The organism is Fibrobacter sp., from assembly GCA_017503015.1.
Taxonomy (GTDB): domain Bacteria; phylum Fibrobacterota; class Fibrobacteria; order Fibrobacterales; family Fibrobacteraceae; genus Fibrobacter.
Window position 1 is genome coordinate 80,993 of the sequence record JAFVTX010000031.1, and the last position, 14,798, is coordinate 95,790.

Here is a 14,798-nt window from a genome sequence, read left to right on the forward strand (position 1 = left end):
TTTCTTTAATCACGACTACTTATCCTTTTTTTGAATTCCTGTGCTGATTCCGCGTTTGTTCATAAACCCCGACAAAAGACCGTTCACAAAAGCTCCCGACGAATCGGTGCTGTACTTGGTGCTAATCTGTACGGCCTCGGACAGGGCCACCTTTACGGGAATGTCTGGCACGAACAGCAGTTCCACCATGGCGATGCGTGCCACAATGCAGTCAATCTTTGCGATGCGGTCGATTTCCCAGTGCACGGAACAGGCCTTGATGTCTTCGTCCAGTTCTTCGCGATGGGCCTGCACCAGGTCCACCAGCTTCATCCCGTATTTTTTCTGGTCGTCCTGCAGGGGCTGGGATTCCAGAACTCCCGGAAGGGCCTCCCCTGCCGTAGAGCCCGTAATCTCCATGGCATACAGGAGCTGCATGGCAAAAACTCGGGCGGGTCTATATGTCTTATTCATAAGTAGATCTTCTAACTAATTCAGAATTCGGAGTTCGGAGTTCGGAATTGTTTATCTAGAGTAAAATTCCGAAATCATAAATCCGAAATCCGAATCAACTTTTTCATTTAAATGTTCTTATAAAGATTCGCCATTTCCACGGCGGTGGCGGCCCAGTTAGATCCCAGGTTTCCGGCCTTGAGGCCTGCGCGGTTCATGGCCTGGTCCACAGTGTCGGTGGTAAGAATCCCGAGAATCACCGGGAGTTTGCCTTCGGCGGCAATGCTTGCCACACCGCCGGTAGAGGCGTTCACCACCACATCGTAGTGGCTGGTCTCCCCACGGATCACGGCGCCGATGGCCATCACGGCACTGTACTTGCCACTGTCGGCAAGCCTGCGGCACACGCCCGGCAGTTCGAAAGCGCCAGGAACATGCACCACGGTAATGTCCTTGTCGGCAACGCCCAGCAGTTCCAGTTCACGGACAGCCCCTTCCAGGAGTTTGTCGGTGACCACCTCGTTGAAGCGGGCGACGGCTATGGCCACCTTGAGGCCTGTACCGTTCAGAGAATTCTTGATTTCGTTCACCATGTTCATATCCTCTTTTTAAACCTTTTCGCTGGGCACTTCGCCGGTCGCGGCGGTGTCGCTGTCCACATGCAGCTGGTGGCCCATCTTCTTCTGCTTGGTCAGCAGGTAAAACCTGTTCTTCTCGTTGGGCTTGATTTCGATGGGCACCCGTTCCACAATCTTGAGTCCGTAGGCCGAAATGCCCGAAATCTTGCTGGGGTTGTTGGTCAAGAGACGCATCTCCCGCACCCCCAGGTCCGCAAGAATCTGGGCTCCCGTGCCGTACTGGCGCAGGTCCGACTTGAACCCCAGGTGAAGGTTCGCCTCCACCGTGTCCATGCCCTTCTCTTGCAGCTCGTAGGCCCGAAGCTTGTTGCACAGCCCGATTCCACGGCCCTCCTGCCCACGCAGGTACAAAAGGACGCCGCCGTGTTCGCCGATGAACTTCATGGCGGAGGCCAGCTGTTCGCCGCAGTCGCAGCGCAGGCTCCCGAAAATGTCGCCGGTAAGGCACTCGCTATGGACGCGCACGTAAACCGGCTTGCTGAAGTCGGGGTCTCCGGCCACCCAGGCCACATGCTCCACGCCGTCGGTCTTGCTCCTATAGGCATAGGCGGTAAAGTCGCCGTACTTGGTAGACACGTGGGGGGCTGCCACACGTTGCACCAGTTTTTCGTTTCTCAGGCGGTAGTCAATCAGGTCCCGGATAGAAATAATCTTGAGACCGAACTTCTTGGCCACTTCCATCAATTGCGGAAGACGGGCCATGGTGCCGTCCTCGTTCATGATTTCGATGAGGGCGGCGGCAGGCCTGAGTCCGGCAAGTCGTGCCAGGTCCACGGCAGCTTCTGTATGGCCAGCCCTGCGGAGCACGCCTTCCTCCTGGGCATACAGGGGCGAAATGTGTCCCGGCCGGCCAAAATCGCCTGGCTTGGAATTGGGGTCGGCAAGGGCCTGGATGGTAGCCGCACGGTCGTGGGCCGAAACCCCCGTGGTGCAGCCTTCAATCTTATCTACCATGATGGTAAAGGGGGTTCCCAGCATGGAAGTGTTCTCCGCCGTCTGGCGGGTCAAATTCAGCTCGTGGCAGCGGGAAATAGGCAGCGGTGCGCAAAGCACGCCCCTACCCTCGTGGAGCATGAAATTCACCTTTTCGGGCGTAATCTTCTCGGCGGCGATGACAAAATCGCCCTCGTTCTCGCGGTCTTCGTCATCGACTACGATAAGGAACTTTCCGTTCCTGAAATCCTCTATGGCCTCTTCGATAGTATTAAGCAAGGTCACGTTCCTTCAAATAATTCTCGATATACTTGCCCAGCATATCCACTTCCACGTTCACGACGGTCCCTGCCACCCAGTTGCGGAGGTTCGTGCGGGCCAGAGTCTCCGGAATGATGCACACCCGGATGGAGTCCTCGAACTTCTCGGCCACCGTAAGGCTGATGCCGTTCAGGGAGATGGAGCCCCGGCGGATAATGTAGCGCTTCAGGTCCGCAGGCATCTTCAGGTCCACCTCAACACCGGTTTCACGAGGCACCACCTGGATAACCTCGGTCACGCAGTCCACGTGGCCCATCACAAAATGCCCACCCATAAAACTGTCAGCGCGGCAAGGCAGTTCCAGGTTCACCAGCTTGCCGGGAGCCGCAGCCTTGAAGGCGGTGTTTTCCACCGTTTGGTGCATCAGGCAAAAAGTCGCCTCGTCTGCGGTGCAGGATTCCACCGAAAGGCACACACCGTCGTTGGCCACGCTGTCGCCCAGTTTGCAGTCCTTGAAAAAGCCCGGAGCCCGGAGCACCATGGAAAGGGCGTCCCCGCGGGGCATAAGGGAAACAATCTCACCCGTCGCTTGAATGATACCTGTAAACATACGGGGGCAAATATAGAAAAGGGGCTAGGATCTAGGGGCTAGGGACTGGGGAAATGTGGGGTGTGAGATTAGTAATGAGTTGTCAGTTATAAGTTGTGAGTTACCCATAGTCACGCCTTTGGCGCCAAATTATATGTTGAGGACTGAGAACTGACGACAGATAACTCAATAATGTGGTGTGTGGGGGAAGCCTCCCCCTGATTGCAGCCTTGGCGATTAGACAGAAGCCGGCAGTGTCATTGCGAACCCCGAATAGGGGTGAAGCAATCACAATCCAACGATCTCGCCAAGGCTTCCATCACCCCCTCTCCTAAGGGCTTCGCCCCTAAAACCCTTTTTTCAACAATTCTCACCCTCGATGTGTACATTCCTTATAACGACCGTTCGGCTCTATTGCTAGAAACAAGTCTCCGGTATCGCCTCACTCTCGCGACCACGCCCGGTCAATACCAGGCGCTTGTCGCTCACAGAATCACAGACTCATTTCATTCGATTGCTCTCTCGAGAAGCACACATCTCGGTCGAAAAACAAGCGGCAGGATCAGGAAATAAATGCTTTTTTTTGGTGAGATTCGCTTTAACAGGAACGGTAAGTTACCGCAGGCGGAAACTCTTGTGACTGTTAGTCCCTGCGAGTTTCCTCCAAGAAGCCGCACCCCTTGTCATGCCCCGCTTGACGGGGCATCTCCCTTTCATACCATCGTAAAAAAAAAACGAAGTCTTTGGAACTTCAGGCTCATACTCATATTGCCGTAGCGCATACCAGCAAAAAACTGATTTTCTTTATTTTCTCCGTAAGTTTGTAATTTGCTCACTTTGAAATGTAAGAAAAAAACAGTTTTGGCTAATGTTTTTGAAAAAACTGGTCCTGCAGGTCCACTTTGTCTGAAATTACCCCGGGTAATACACCGTCAACACATCGGGGCCGATGATGGCGGATTCCTTTGCCACGGCGGAATCGGGCACGCCCGGGAATGCGATTCCCTCGCAATTTTCTTGAGATAAAATTCGCTCTACGGAAGGGTCAGTAGATTTCCACAAATCCAGGCGGTTCCACAGAGGCGTATTTTTTTCGCCTCGATCACCTGAATTGCCGAAAATCTTTTCGACTAAATGGACGCCAGGTTCCACCATCAGGCGGTGCATCCCCCGGCGGGAAAGTTCCGCAATCATCTGCGTCCAGTTTTCTTCGAAGGTGTTGCCACTTAAAAGGATTGTTTCACCTTTGATGGCGGGCTGCTCAACGCAAGTAAACACCAGTCGTGGAATCGAAGTTTCGCCATCAGCCTGCGAAAAGAACTTCAACGACGAAATTTCCGATTCCGTAAACTCGTGATGCCCCGCCCACAAGATTTTTACAGGACTGTTGCCATGGGCAAAACGCACATCCAAAGAAGGATTGTCGGCAAGGAGCGTTCCCGCCCCCACCAGGATGGCGTCACTCATGGCCCGCAGTTCATGGTTCCAGCAGGCTGCTCCCTGCTTTGTGATGTTCAAGGGGGCGGGACGACCGTTACCGCCCAGCATTCCCATGAAGCCACTTTCCGAAACGGCCATCTTGACTTCTACAAAGGTTTTCTTGTTTTGTACAAAGTAATCGTACGCTTCAAAGAAACGTTCTATTTCGGCAAAGACTACCGCGCCCTCGTTTTCCGATTCGTCGGGAGAAAGGAGGGTGCAACCCTCGGCAGAGCAACTGTCGTTCCAGCCGCTTTCGGCATGGGCCCGCAGGCAAGCATCTTTGCCCTCGTAAACCTTGACGCCGGCGGCCTCCAGAATGCCACGGCTTTTGCCGCGGACAGCCGGGTTCGGGTCTGCATGGGCAAAATACACTTCGGAAATTCCCGCCTCGACGATAGCCTTGGTGCAGGGGGGCGTGCGGCCGTAATGGCAGCAGGGCTCCAGCGTCACAAACACGGCCGCCCCGCGGGCGAGACTGCCCGCGTCACGCAGAGCCATGACTTCGGCGTGGGCGTTCCCAGGGCTCTGCGTCGCCCCCCGCCCCACAACCAGTCCGTCTTTCACTACAACGGCACCCACCGCCGGATTCGGGCGGCTTACGCCGATGGACCCGAAGGAAAGTTCAAGTGCAAGCTGCAGGAAATTCATTGGGAGGAATTAGGGGCTAGGGATTTGAGGTCGCTTCGCTCTGAGGTCTACCCAAAGGGCATAACTCTACTAGAGCAACAAGTTGCCAAGTATCGTTTAGGCGCTTTGCGCCTTTGAGGTTTGAGGAGCGAGGTGTGAAATTACTCATCCCACATCACTCACCACTCACAACTCATCACTCACAACTATTTCGGGAAGGCCAAAAATCCGCCCACCACGTTGAACACCTTGTCATATCCGTTTTCGATGAGGAAGTTGGAAGCGGCCATGCTGCGCTTGCCGCTACGACAGTAAATCAGCAGGTCCTTGTCCTTGGGAAATTCAGAAAGGCGCTGTTCAATTTCTTGCAGCGGGATGTTGATAGCACCGGGCACCATGCCCTCGGCCACTTCGGCAGGAGTGCGCACGTCAATGAGCACGGCTCCCGCCTTGCTCATTTCCAGGGCCTTGTTCCAGTCAATATCCGTAATGGTGGCCTTAGGTGCTTCTGCCGCAGGTGCTGCTTCTACCGACTGTGCCGGCGTCGCAGGGGCTACAGCCGCCACAGCCGCCGGAGCCTTCTTTTCTACGGTTGCAGTTTCTTGCTTGGGAGTTTCGTTACAACCGGCCACAAGAAAAGCCGTACAGAAAGCAAGTCCAATCATCTTTTTCATATTATACCTCTTTGTTTTGAAAATCTAGTCTAATATAAGCGCACAGAGCCTGCAAGGCAACGCCGCTTTTTTCTTTTAAGGGGACCACGTTAAAGAACATGGGACAATCCAGCTCGTCGCCCTCGGATTTCCAGGACACACGACGACCCGTTTCAAAAACTTCAGTCAAGACCTTATTAAAATACAATAGAGGCTTTGAAAACGCCACGCTGCTCAAGGGTTTCCCCTGTATCGACGCCAAGTCATCCACATGGAAGGCATTGGCAAAGCATTGGTTCGCCCCTAGAATTTTGAATTCCCTATCTACCCAGAAAACCCGCAAATCAGGCAAGGACAAAGCCGCCGAGAAAAGAGCATTTTCATTATGGTCCGGATCAAAAACAAAATTATCCATCATCAGGTCCAGGCGGTTCGCCACCCCCCGGAATACCAGGTTACCCTCTTCGTCAAAAGCGATCAAGCCGCGAAGGTTGTACCAAAAAACATTTCCTTTCTTGTTGAAAAGGCGAATCTTCACCGGAGGATACAACTTATTCTTTTCGATAATGCTGTTGTCCGCCTTGTATTCCAGAATGTAGCGGTTCGTCAGCTTATCTAAAAGGGCAGCATCCTCTTCGGGCATAATCTTTGTAAGTTCCACACCTCCGGCAGATCGGGGAAGTATCAGGAAATCCTCATCCACGATGGGTGTCAAGAATGTCACCAACCGTTTTTCCACATCCAGGCTCCACAAGAAATCCCCTGTCGTTTTCAACATCAAGTCCAGGGTATCCTGTAAATTCTGGCGCTCCCTGCGGGTTTCCTGTTCCCTGGTTATATTTTTCAGAAAACACACATAATGATATTCCGACAGGGACGCCCGATAAATAAAGCAGCGCAGTTCATACCACAGAATATCTCTGTCTTCCAATTTTACCGAAAAGAGAAAAGGGATATCCCTATGCTTTTCTGTTTCCTCAAAAAACAAACGCATCCTGCCCCAATCCTTGGGGTCAAGGAGCTCTTGTAAACTTTGTCCCTGAACTAATTTTTCTAGCAGAGGTTCTTCGGCAAAAAGAGGCATGCTGTACAGGTAATCCAGATTCTGGGACAGCACCACGATTCCCTCGTTCACGTTATTGCCAAAGCGCTTGTAGAACTTTTGTTTTTTTCGGCTATCCCTGAGCAGCATAAAGCACACCAGGCAAACCACCACAAGCAGGACTCCGATGGCCACCGAAGCCATAGCCCAGTCAATACTTCCGATTTTGGGAATCTCCGTCATACTTTTGAAAATACAATTTTTTTCGGAGCCACAACCCGTTCCACCCCAGATTTCCGTTGCCAAAGCCGTGAGTTCCGCCCCATTCCAGAAATTTCAGGTTCAGGACCAGTTCCACCCCCACGCTAAACCGCGGGAATGTGTAAAAACTGGAAAGCGAGCCAAACCTAAAATAGAAATCGTGGCCTACTCCCAAAGATTTGCCGTCCGATTCCACCGACAGGGAAAACACTTCGGTCGGCTTCCACAAAAGACTTCCCATTCCCGTCCAGGTTTCGTCGGTAAAGCCCATGGTCCAGAGGCTTCCGTACAAGTTACCCCATCGAAGTCCCGCACCTGCCTTTATGCGGTGTCGAACCCAGCCAACTTCCCGAGAAACCAAATCCAACAATGTCCCATAACCAGCACCAAATACCGCAGGGCCTAACCCGTAAGCCCCGTCCAGTTCCCCATAGTGTTCCCTGAAAAGGCTATCCATCTCGCTATAAGAGTAGAAGAACGCCACCCGGTAAAGCCTGCTTCCCCATTCCCCGGCAGCGCTCATAGCCCACCGGTCATATACCTCCGGCACGTTCCAGTACGAAAACCCGAAGGCAGGCTCCCCCACCCTTGCCGGACTGGAATACCATCCAGAAAGTTCCGATGAACCCGCCACACTTTTTTTCACAAAGGGCACCGGCGAATCCAGGCCAAAAACGAAACTCGCCAGCAGAAACACCGGCAGAAAACTACGGACGAACGACAATTCCCACCACCTTTTCAAAAGAACCCGCCGAAATCCTGACATAGGCCGCACCCACCCCCGCATATTCCTGCACCGGCACATTCCACCAGGCGTTGGACATGGCTGGCGCCTTCTGTTTCCAGACCACCTGGCCCGCGCTGTCCAGCAGGTTCAACATTACCTCCCGGTCGCTCTCCACCTTTACCCGCAAAGGATCTCCCCGCTTTCGCAAGACCCTTGATGATAGTTTGTACACAACCGGTTCTTCGCCATATTTTTCAGAATGCCTACCCTGAAATCCTGGCGTATTTTCAGCCACTCCCGTCTTTGGGTTAAAGCCCGACGGACAGCTCACCGTGAACTTGTCCCAACCGACACTGTCCAAAACGGCATCGCCATAGCAAAGCGAAAAGGAGCCCGCCGTATTGTTCAGATAGCCGATGGAAGCCTGCACCATTTTCACATCCTTATACACTATCTGTTCCCGCAGGGCTGCCGTATCCTTGGACACGAGAACGCTTTCGTAAGGCCCGATGGAATCTGCATCAGCACCCCAGAAGTTCCCGCGACTGCAGTGTCTGATTTTGGACAGCGGAAGCGCCACCTGGGAGGCATTATAGACCTCCACCCATTCGGGCATGGGTTCTTCTGGGCAATGGTGCACTTCGGTGACCATCAAGGGAGAATTACCCACCTGAACCACCAGCGTATCCTCGCTGTTGTTTACAGAAATTTCATCGTCGGGAACCTGCAAATGCAACAGAAAAGGATTCTTGACCGGAATGGCGAAAGAGAAGAATTCATTTACATGCAGCGAATCGATCTTGCCCGAACTCGGACGATACAAGTCCAGATATTCATAATGCAGCCAAGTGTTTTTGCAGCCCGAAACCCTGCCGGACACCCACCAATGGTCTTCCCTGAATTCGTACTCCACACGGGATATCCCGCAGTCGTCCAAGTCCAGTTCGTAAAGGGGATTTCCGAACCCGGGCGTAGGTTCGTCCAGAACCCACTGGTCCCCGTAGCCCTTGCGCTGGAACGACTTGCCGGCCTTCGGCTTGTCGAGATGGATTGAGTCCGCACAGGTTCCCGCCTGCAATTTCCAGACGGACTCCCGGGAATTGGGCAGGCTGTAACTGCCCAGGTCGCCACAGGCAATTCCCTCCTTGTCCGGACACAAGGCGTTCCCGTGAGAAAGGACAAAACGGCTACCCTCCGGATAAGGAAAACCAAGCGCCGCCTTTCCGTCCAGGGAAACAAAAAGGGACTCCGCGAAGAAAGAGGAATCCATGCGTATTTCCACGAACTCCCCCTGCTGGTCCGGCACCTCTGTCGGGTCAGGAAATATTTCCACAAACTGGGGGCAAGCCACCGCCAGGGAGGAAAAAAACAAGATGTATTTCAAGATAAACCCCTAAGGGTTTTCCCTTACTGCTACCCCGAAGGGTGCCACCTTGCGGAACAGGTCAGGGGGCTCAATCCACGGCGTAGTCGCCTGGGAGCATATAGGCAAGAGGATTCACCGGGTTGTTGTTCACCCAGACTTCGTAATGAAGATGAGGGCCAACGGAACGACCTGTGTTTCCCATATAACCGATAATCTGGTAACGGCGGACAAACTGCCCAGGATTGACCAGGGACATCTGCATGTGGCCGTAGCGGGTCACAATCCCGTTGCCATGATTGATGGTCACGAAGTTTCCAAAAGTAGAGCTCATCTGGGCCACGTCCACCACACCGTCGGCAGAAGCATAGATGGGTGTCCAGCGGTCATTGGCGATATCCACGCCATAATGCATCTTGCCCACCTCGCCCGTGACCGGATGGATACGCGGGCCAAAAGAAGAAGCGTAACGGCCCTGGGTGGGCGAAATGGAAGGCACAAAACGCCAAGCGGACTGTTTCTGCTTGATAAAATCGGTCAGGTTGTAGAACGCGCCGCTGTTGTTGTCCAGCTTGCCCTGCAGGCGGTTCGCCTCGTCCCTCAGGTTCGCCATCTTTTCGAACACGGGGGACGTTTCCATAAGCAACTTGGACTTGGGCTCCACGGAACCGCCTGTACCCAGGCTGCGCTCCTCTTCGTCGGGCAGGGGCAAGCCATACTTGGAATGAAGCCGCTGTTCGTCACCAAGGAAATCCGCAGACGTGCGGTTCAGGTAATCCACCGTTCCCTGAATCTGGGAGAGGTCGCGGTCCAGTTCGGCCCGGTCTTCTAAAACGTGGTTCAGCAGACCACGATAGACGGTCGTCGCCGCAAACTGGGCCAAGAAAAGCAAAAAGCCCACCACCAGCAGGAACTTCAAAAACGGAAGCCCGCGGAACACCAAAGACGGCACGTGGAGGGTCACGGACCGTGAGGAATTCTGAAAGTGTATAGTGGTCTTTGCAAAATTCACGGCGCAAAAGATAGAAAAATGAGGGCCTACAAAACACCCCTGGGCCGTTTTTTCCGTTCTTCCAAAAAAATTGGCGTTTTTTGAACAAAAAAGGGGAATTCCCAGCCCTGAGCACCACAATATTGAGTTATCAGTCGTGAGTTTTCAATCCTCAGTGCATAATTTGGCGCCAAAGGCGCGACTATAAGAACTCACAACTCATAACCGACAACTCATTACTCAAGCGGATCCTCGCCTGTGCGAGGATGACACCTCTTGAGACCGTCTGTCCTAACCCCTAAATCCTAACCCCTAGATCCTAGCCCCTAGATCCCAGCCCCTAAATCCCCATTTTCTTAAAAAAACATATACATTATTAAAAGTTTTTATGTAAATTACAGGAACGGGCCCTGAAAAGCCCCTTTACCCTTTGGAGATATTATGAGCTTACTGGATGCATTTAAACCGAAATGGCAGAATTCCAACCCCGACAAGCGTATCGAGGCCGTCGAGGAAATGGGACCTTCCAATCAGGACACCTTTGAACGAATCGCCCTGTACGACGAAGACCCCAAAGTCCGCACGGCAGCTGTCAAGAAACTGACAGTGATTTCCGCCCTCGCACAGATTTCGAAAAACGACAAGGACGCCCACGTCCGTCGCCTGGCCGAGTCCCGCTATTTCGATGAGATTGTCCGCAAGCTCAAGGATTCCCGCGCAGCCTCCCCCGAGGCCCTGCGCTTTATCAACGAACTGAAAGACACCCGCTACGCCGAAGACCTGATCAAGAATTTGCCCTCCTCCGAGCTCCGCCTGGAGCTGGTGAAGCTGGTGAGCAAGGCGAACCTGCTCGCCATCGCCGCCACCAAGGATGCCGTCGAGAAGGTGGCCATGGAAGCGGTGAACAAGCTTTCTTCGGAAAGCCTGCTTCAAGAAGTGGCCAAGTCTTCCAAGCACACCTCCGTGCGCAAGGTGGCCGCCGACAAGGTCAAGGCCATGCAAGACGCCGCCGATGGCGGAAAGCGCGCCCAGATGCTCCTGATGAGCAAGCGGGAAGCCCTTATCCAGCAGGCCCACCACCTGGCCGCCCAGAAAGACCCCATTTCTGTAAAGGGCCAGTTTGAAGAACTGATGGAAGAAGCCAAGGCCCTGGGGATGGGCCCTGCCCAAGCCACTTTGGACGGAATCTACGCCAGCTTCGTCAAGTTCTGCGACGAAGCCGATGCCGCCCGCATCGCCGCCGAAAAGGCCGAAGCCGAAAAGCAGGCCCTGGTCAACCACCTGATGGAAACTTGTGCCGAACTGGAAGCCCTGGTAAACGAAAACAAGCTCCAGGAAAACACAGAACGGGCAGACCAGATTATCGCCGAATGGAACGAGAACAAGTCCAAGATGACTCCCGATGCCATCCGCAAGTTCAACCAGCTGTTCTTCAAGGTTCAGGACCTGAAAAAGAAGGAAGCTCCTGCCGAAGAAGGAGAAGCCACCGAAGAGAAGGAATCCAACCGCAGGGAACTTCTGGACCAGCTTCAGGCCCTCGCCGACACGGAATGCTCCGAAACCACATCCAAGCACCTGCACGGCATTGTCCGGGAATGGGAAAAGCTTCCCCTGCTGGAAGGCAGCGACCCCGAACTGCAAGAATACAACTCTCTCCGTAGCAAGCTGGGCGAAAAGATTGCGGCCTTCAACGCCTCTGCCCAGGAACGCTTCGAAAAGAATTCCGAAAAGCTCAAGGCCATCATCGAGCGGGTCAAGGGCTTCAACGAAAACGAAGACTTCAAGGAACTGAGCCTCAAGCTCAGGGCCGCCTTCCAGGAATGGAAAGACATCGTAGGCGACCAGAAATTCAAGTACCACGAGCTGTGGCTGGAATACAAGTCCGCCACGGAACGTTTCCAGGAAATGCGGCAGTGGCAGTCTTGGCACAACGAGAACGACAGGGCCTCCATCCTCGACGAACTGGAACTGCTTTCCAAGGAAGAAGGTAGCCAGGAAGTGCTGGACAAGCTCAAGAACCTCGCCACCAAGTGGAAAAACATCGGACCCATTTCGCCCACCAAGTTTGCGGAATTCAAGGACCGTTTCCAGGGACTGTTCGAAAAAATCAAGGAGAACTGCGCTCCCTTTATCGAAGAGCGCATGGCACAAAGGGTCAAGAACCTTGCCGACAAGGAAGCCCTCTGCCAGAAGGCCGAAGACCTGTTGAACAACGCCGAAATTTTCTGGAAGGACAAGTTCAAGACCATGCAGGAAATCCAGGAATCCTGGAAGAACATCGGCATGGTTCCTAAAGAAAGCCTTGCCGCCCTGATGGAGCGCTTCAAGAAGGTGACCGGCGAGTTCTACGCCAAGCACAAGGAAATCCTGAAGCAAGAGGACAAGACCCGCGAAGAGAACTACGAGCGCAAGCTCAAGCTCTGCGAAGAGGCCGAAGCCCTGACGGAATCTACCGACTGGAACGCCACCTCCGGCAAGCTCAAGCAGCTGCAGGAATCCTGGAAGACCATCGGTCCTGTGCCCAAGAGCAAGTCCGAAGAAATCTGGGCCCGCTTCCGCAGCGCCTGCGACGGATTCTTCGAGAAGAAGCGTGGCCATTTCGAAGAGATGGACGCAGCCAAGCAGGAGAACCTGAAAAAGAAAGAAGACCTCTGCGCAAAGCTTGAGGCCCTGGACCTGTCGAACATCAGCCAGGAACTGGTGGATACCGTCAAGTCTCTTGAAGCCGAATGGAAAGAAATCGGCATGGTTCCGAAAGAAGCCATCGAGACCATCAACAGCCGTTTTGCAAGCTTCGTGAACCAGTTCATGGACAAGTACGCCCAGGTGAACGAAGACATCAAGAAGCAGCTCGCCGACATCAAGGCGAAAAAGCAGGCGATGATCGAGAAGGTAAAACAGTTTGCCGAAAGCGCCGGCAGCAACCAGCTGGCCGATGCCGTCCGCGACCTCCAGAAGGAATGGCGGGAATTGGGTTCCTGCGGTCTAGACGAAGTGAACCTGCAGAAGGACTTCCGCGAAATCTGCGACGACTTCTTCAGCCGGCGCCGTGACCAGCTGGATATCCAGGAACAGGCCCGTCAGAATAACCTGCAAAAGAAGATCCTGCTGTGCGAACAGGCCGAAGACCTGCTCACCGACCTGAGCGAACAGACTGTCGTTGGCGCCATGAACAAGGTGAAGCATCTCCGCCGCCTATGGAAAGAGGTGGGTGCCGTGCCCCGTAGCGAATCCGACAAGGTGTGGAAACGGTTCAACTCCGCCTGCGACCAGGTGTTCGCCTTCGGCCGCAAGGACGAAGCGGAGCAACCCGCGGAGAACTAAGAGGCGTGAGAGTTTTGAGTTTTGAGTTGTGAGTTTTGAGACTTTGGATTGGAATGTCTTGAAGCTCGCTGCACTCACAACTGAAAACTGACGACTGACAACTGAAAATGCAATTCCCTCCCTGGACAAGTGTTGACGAGGCGGTCCGGCTATTGCAGGACGGCCAGGTGGTGGCTATACCTACCGAAACAGTTTATGGCCTTGCAGGAAACGCGTACAATCCCGACGCCCTGGCGAAAATTTTTGCCGCCAAGGAGCGCCCCACCTTCGACCCCCTGATTGTCCATATCTGCGACATCAAGCAACTGGCCGACGTGGCTAGGGACATTCCCGATGCAGCCTACCGGTTGGCCGAAGCCTACTGGCCCGGGCCCATGACGCTGGTGCTCCCCAAGAAGGACTGCATTCCGGACCTTGCCACAAGCGGGCTTCCGTCTGTGGCGGTGCGGTTCCCGTCACACCCGGTAGCACAAGAAATTATCCGGAAGTCGAATCTTCCCTTGGCCGCCCCCAGCGCGAACCTTTTCAAGCATGTAAGCCCGACGACGGCTATGCATGTGGCCGAACAGCTGAGCGGACGCATCGCAGGCATTGTCGATGGCGGGCCGTGCCAGGTGGGCGTAGAAAGCGCCATCATTTCCCTGTTGAACGAGACGCCCACGATCCTTCGACCGGGCGCCGTCACCGCCGAAATGGTGGAGCGGGTCCTCGGGAAGGTGGCGTTAGGCGTTTCCAGCTCCAAACCCGGCAAACCCATGGCGGCGCCCGGACAGTTGGATACCCACTACAGGCCACAGGTTCCGCTATATTATGGGCCAATAAAAAAAGACTACAAGTTGCCGACCCGAACCGTGAGAATTGCATTCGGGACGACAGAAGGTCCGATTCCAGCAACCGTTAATTTGTCTAAAACTGGCGACCTGGTGGAAGCCACCGCCAAGCTGTACGCCCTGATGCACGAACTGGACAGGCCTGAATACGACCTGATTCTGGTAGACCCTATTCCGGACACGGGACTGGGGATGGCGTTGAACGACAGGCTGCGTCGCGCGAGTATCAAGAAGTTTTAGTAAAGCACATGGATCCTCGCCGGAGTTTACCCTGAGCGAAGTCGAAGGGCGTCGAGGATGACGTGGGGAAAAGCAAAGGGCCTCGGTAAATACCGAAGCCCTTCGTTGTAATCTCAAGTAGTAGAATTACTTTTCGATTTCGTACTGAGCAACCAGGTTGCCTTCAGCGTCCAGAGCGCGGACAACGTTTTCGTCGCGCTGGAGGGTGAGGTTGGCCTTTTCGCCGTTGGCGGCGGTCACTTCGACGGACATGGTGCCATCGGCGTTCTTCACGGCGGCGATGGAGTTGCCCTGGGCGTCGGTTTCATGGTAGGAATCGCCAGAAGCCAGCGGGTTGGAGCCGGTCCAGAATTCGATGGTGTTGAGAACCAGGCCGTCCACCAGGAACAAGCAGATGCCGTACAC

Annotated in this window: 13 protein-coding genes; 2 read left to right on the forward strand and 11 right to left on the reverse strand. The window is 54.1% G+C overall.

Annotation, left to right across the window (positions count from 1 at the left end; all coding sequences use genetic code 11):
* Positions 1–15: 15 nt before the first annotated feature.
* The 10 genes from nusB to IKB43_06305 form a co-directional block, all read right to left on the reverse strand.
* Positions 16–453, reverse strand: a complete 438-nt coding sequence (nusB, locus tag IKB43_06260; GenBank protein MBR2469738.1) for a transcription antitermination factor NusB — start codon at positions 451–453, stop codon at positions 16–18.
* 107 nt (positions 454–560) lie between these two features.
* Entirely contained in the window at positions 561–1,025 is a 465-nt protein-coding gene (locus IKB43_06265; GenBank protein MBR2469739.1) for a 6,7-dimethyl-8-ribityllumazine synthase, read from the reverse strand.
* Positions 1,026–1,040: 15 nt separating this feature from the next.
* Positions 1,041–2,282, reverse strand: coding sequence for a bifunctional 3,4-dihydroxy-2-butanone-4-phosphate synthase/GTP cyclohydrolase II (locus IKB43_06270; protein ID MBR2469740.1), 1,242 nt, complete (start codon positions 2,280–2,282; stop codon positions 1,041–1,043).
* Complete coding sequence (locus tag IKB43_06275; protein ID MBR2469741.1) at positions 2,275–2,874, reverse strand: riboflavin synthase; 600 nt, start codon at positions 2,872–2,874, stop codon at positions 2,275–2,277. Before IKB43_06275 ends, IKB43_06270 begins: the two co-directional genes overlap by 8 nt.
* Positions 2,875–3,765: 891 nt before the next feature.
* Complete coding sequence (locus IKB43_06280; GenBank protein MBR2469742.1) at positions 3,766–4,983, reverse strand: dihydrofolate reductase family protein; 1,218 nt, start codon at positions 4,981–4,983, stop codon at positions 3,766–3,768.
* 185 nt (positions 4,984–5,168) lie between these two features.
* Positions 5,169–5,627, reverse strand: a complete 459-nt coding sequence (locus tag IKB43_06285) for a rhodanese-like domain-containing protein (GenBank protein ID MBR2469743.1) — start codon at positions 5,625–5,627, stop codon at positions 5,169–5,171.
* 10 nt (positions 5,628–5,637) lie between these two features.
* The gene (locus IKB43_06290) at positions 5,638–6,900 is read right to left on the reverse strand and encodes a hypothetical protein (protein ID MBR2469744.1); all 1,263 of its coding nucleotides are present in this window, start codon (positions 6,898–6,900) and stop codon (positions 5,638–5,640) included.
* Complete coding sequence (locus IKB43_06295) at positions 6,869–7,642, reverse strand: hypothetical protein (GenBank protein ID MBR2469745.1); 774 nt, start codon at positions 7,640–7,642, stop codon at positions 6,869–6,871. The genes IKB43_06290 and IKB43_06295 overlap by 32 nt, the downstream gene beginning before the upstream one ends.
* Positions 7,626–9,029: a lamin tail domain-containing protein gene (locus tag IKB43_06300; GenBank protein ID MBR2469746.1), complete on the reverse strand. Its 1,404-nt coding sequence runs from the start codon at positions 9,027–9,029 to the stop codon at positions 7,626–7,628. Before IKB43_06300 ends, IKB43_06295 begins: the two co-directional genes overlap by 17 nt.
* Before the next feature lie 70 nt (positions 9,030–9,099).
* Positions 9,100–10,020 carry a M23 family metallopeptidase gene (locus IKB43_06305; protein ID MBR2469747.1) on the reverse strand — a complete coding sequence of 307 codons (921 nt, stop codon included), beginning with the start codon at positions 10,018–10,020 and terminating at the stop codon, positions 9,100–9,102.
* Between the two features lie 420 nt (positions 10,021–10,440).
* Here IKB43_06305 and IKB43_06310 point away from each other — a divergent pair, with 420 nt between their 5' ends.
* Positions 10,441–13,323 (forward strand): DUF349 domain-containing protein, encoded by a 2,883-nt coding sequence (locus IKB43_06310; protein ID MBR2469748.1) that lies wholly within the window; start codon positions 10,441–10,443, stop codon positions 13,321–13,323.
* 107 nt (positions 13,324–13,430) lie between these two features.
* Positions 13,431–14,393, forward strand: coding sequence for a threonylcarbamoyl-AMP synthase (locus IKB43_06315; protein MBR2469749.1), 963 nt, complete (start codon positions 13,431–13,433; stop codon positions 14,391–14,393).
* A gap of 126 nt (positions 14,394–14,519) precedes the next feature.
* Here IKB43_06315 and IKB43_06320 read toward each other — a convergent pair.
* Positions 14,520–14,798 (reverse strand): DUF3332 family protein (locus tag IKB43_06320; protein MBR2469750.1); only part of this gene is annotated, 279 nt, incomplete at its 5' end.

Excerpts from the sequence above, each read along its gene's own strand:
- nusB (MBR2469738.1), bottom strand. The coding sequence starts at position 453 with ATGAATAAGACATATAGACCCGCCCGAGTTTTTGCCATGCAGCTCCTG.
- IKB43_06265 (MBR2469739.1), bottom strand. The coding sequence starts at position 1,025 with ATGGTGAACGAAATCAAGAATTCTCTGAACGGTACAGGCCTCAAGGTG.
- IKB43_06275 (MBR2469741.1), bottom strand. The coding sequence starts at position 2,874 with ATGTTTACAGGTATCATTCAAGCGACGGGTGAGATTGTTTCCCTTATG.
- IKB43_06280 (MBR2469742.1), bottom strand. The coding sequence starts at position 4,983 with ATGAATTTCCTGCAGCTTGCACTTGAACTTTCCTTCGGGTCCATCGGC.
- IKB43_06285 (MBR2469743.1), bottom strand. The coding sequence starts at position 5,627 with ATGATTGGACTTGCTTTCTGTACGGCTTTTCTTGTGGCCGGTTGTAAC.
- IKB43_06290 (MBR2469744.1), bottom strand. The coding sequence starts at position 6,900 with ATGACGGAGATTCCCAAAATCGGAAGTATTGACTGGGCTATGGCTTCG.
- IKB43_06310 (MBR2469748.1), top strand. The coding sequence starts at position 10,441 with ATGAGCTTACTGGATGCATTTAAACCGAAATGGCAGAATTCCAACCCC.
- IKB43_06315 (MBR2469749.1), top strand. The coding sequence starts at position 13,431 with ATGCAATTCCCTCCCTGGACAAGTGTTGACGAGGCGGTCCGGCTATTG.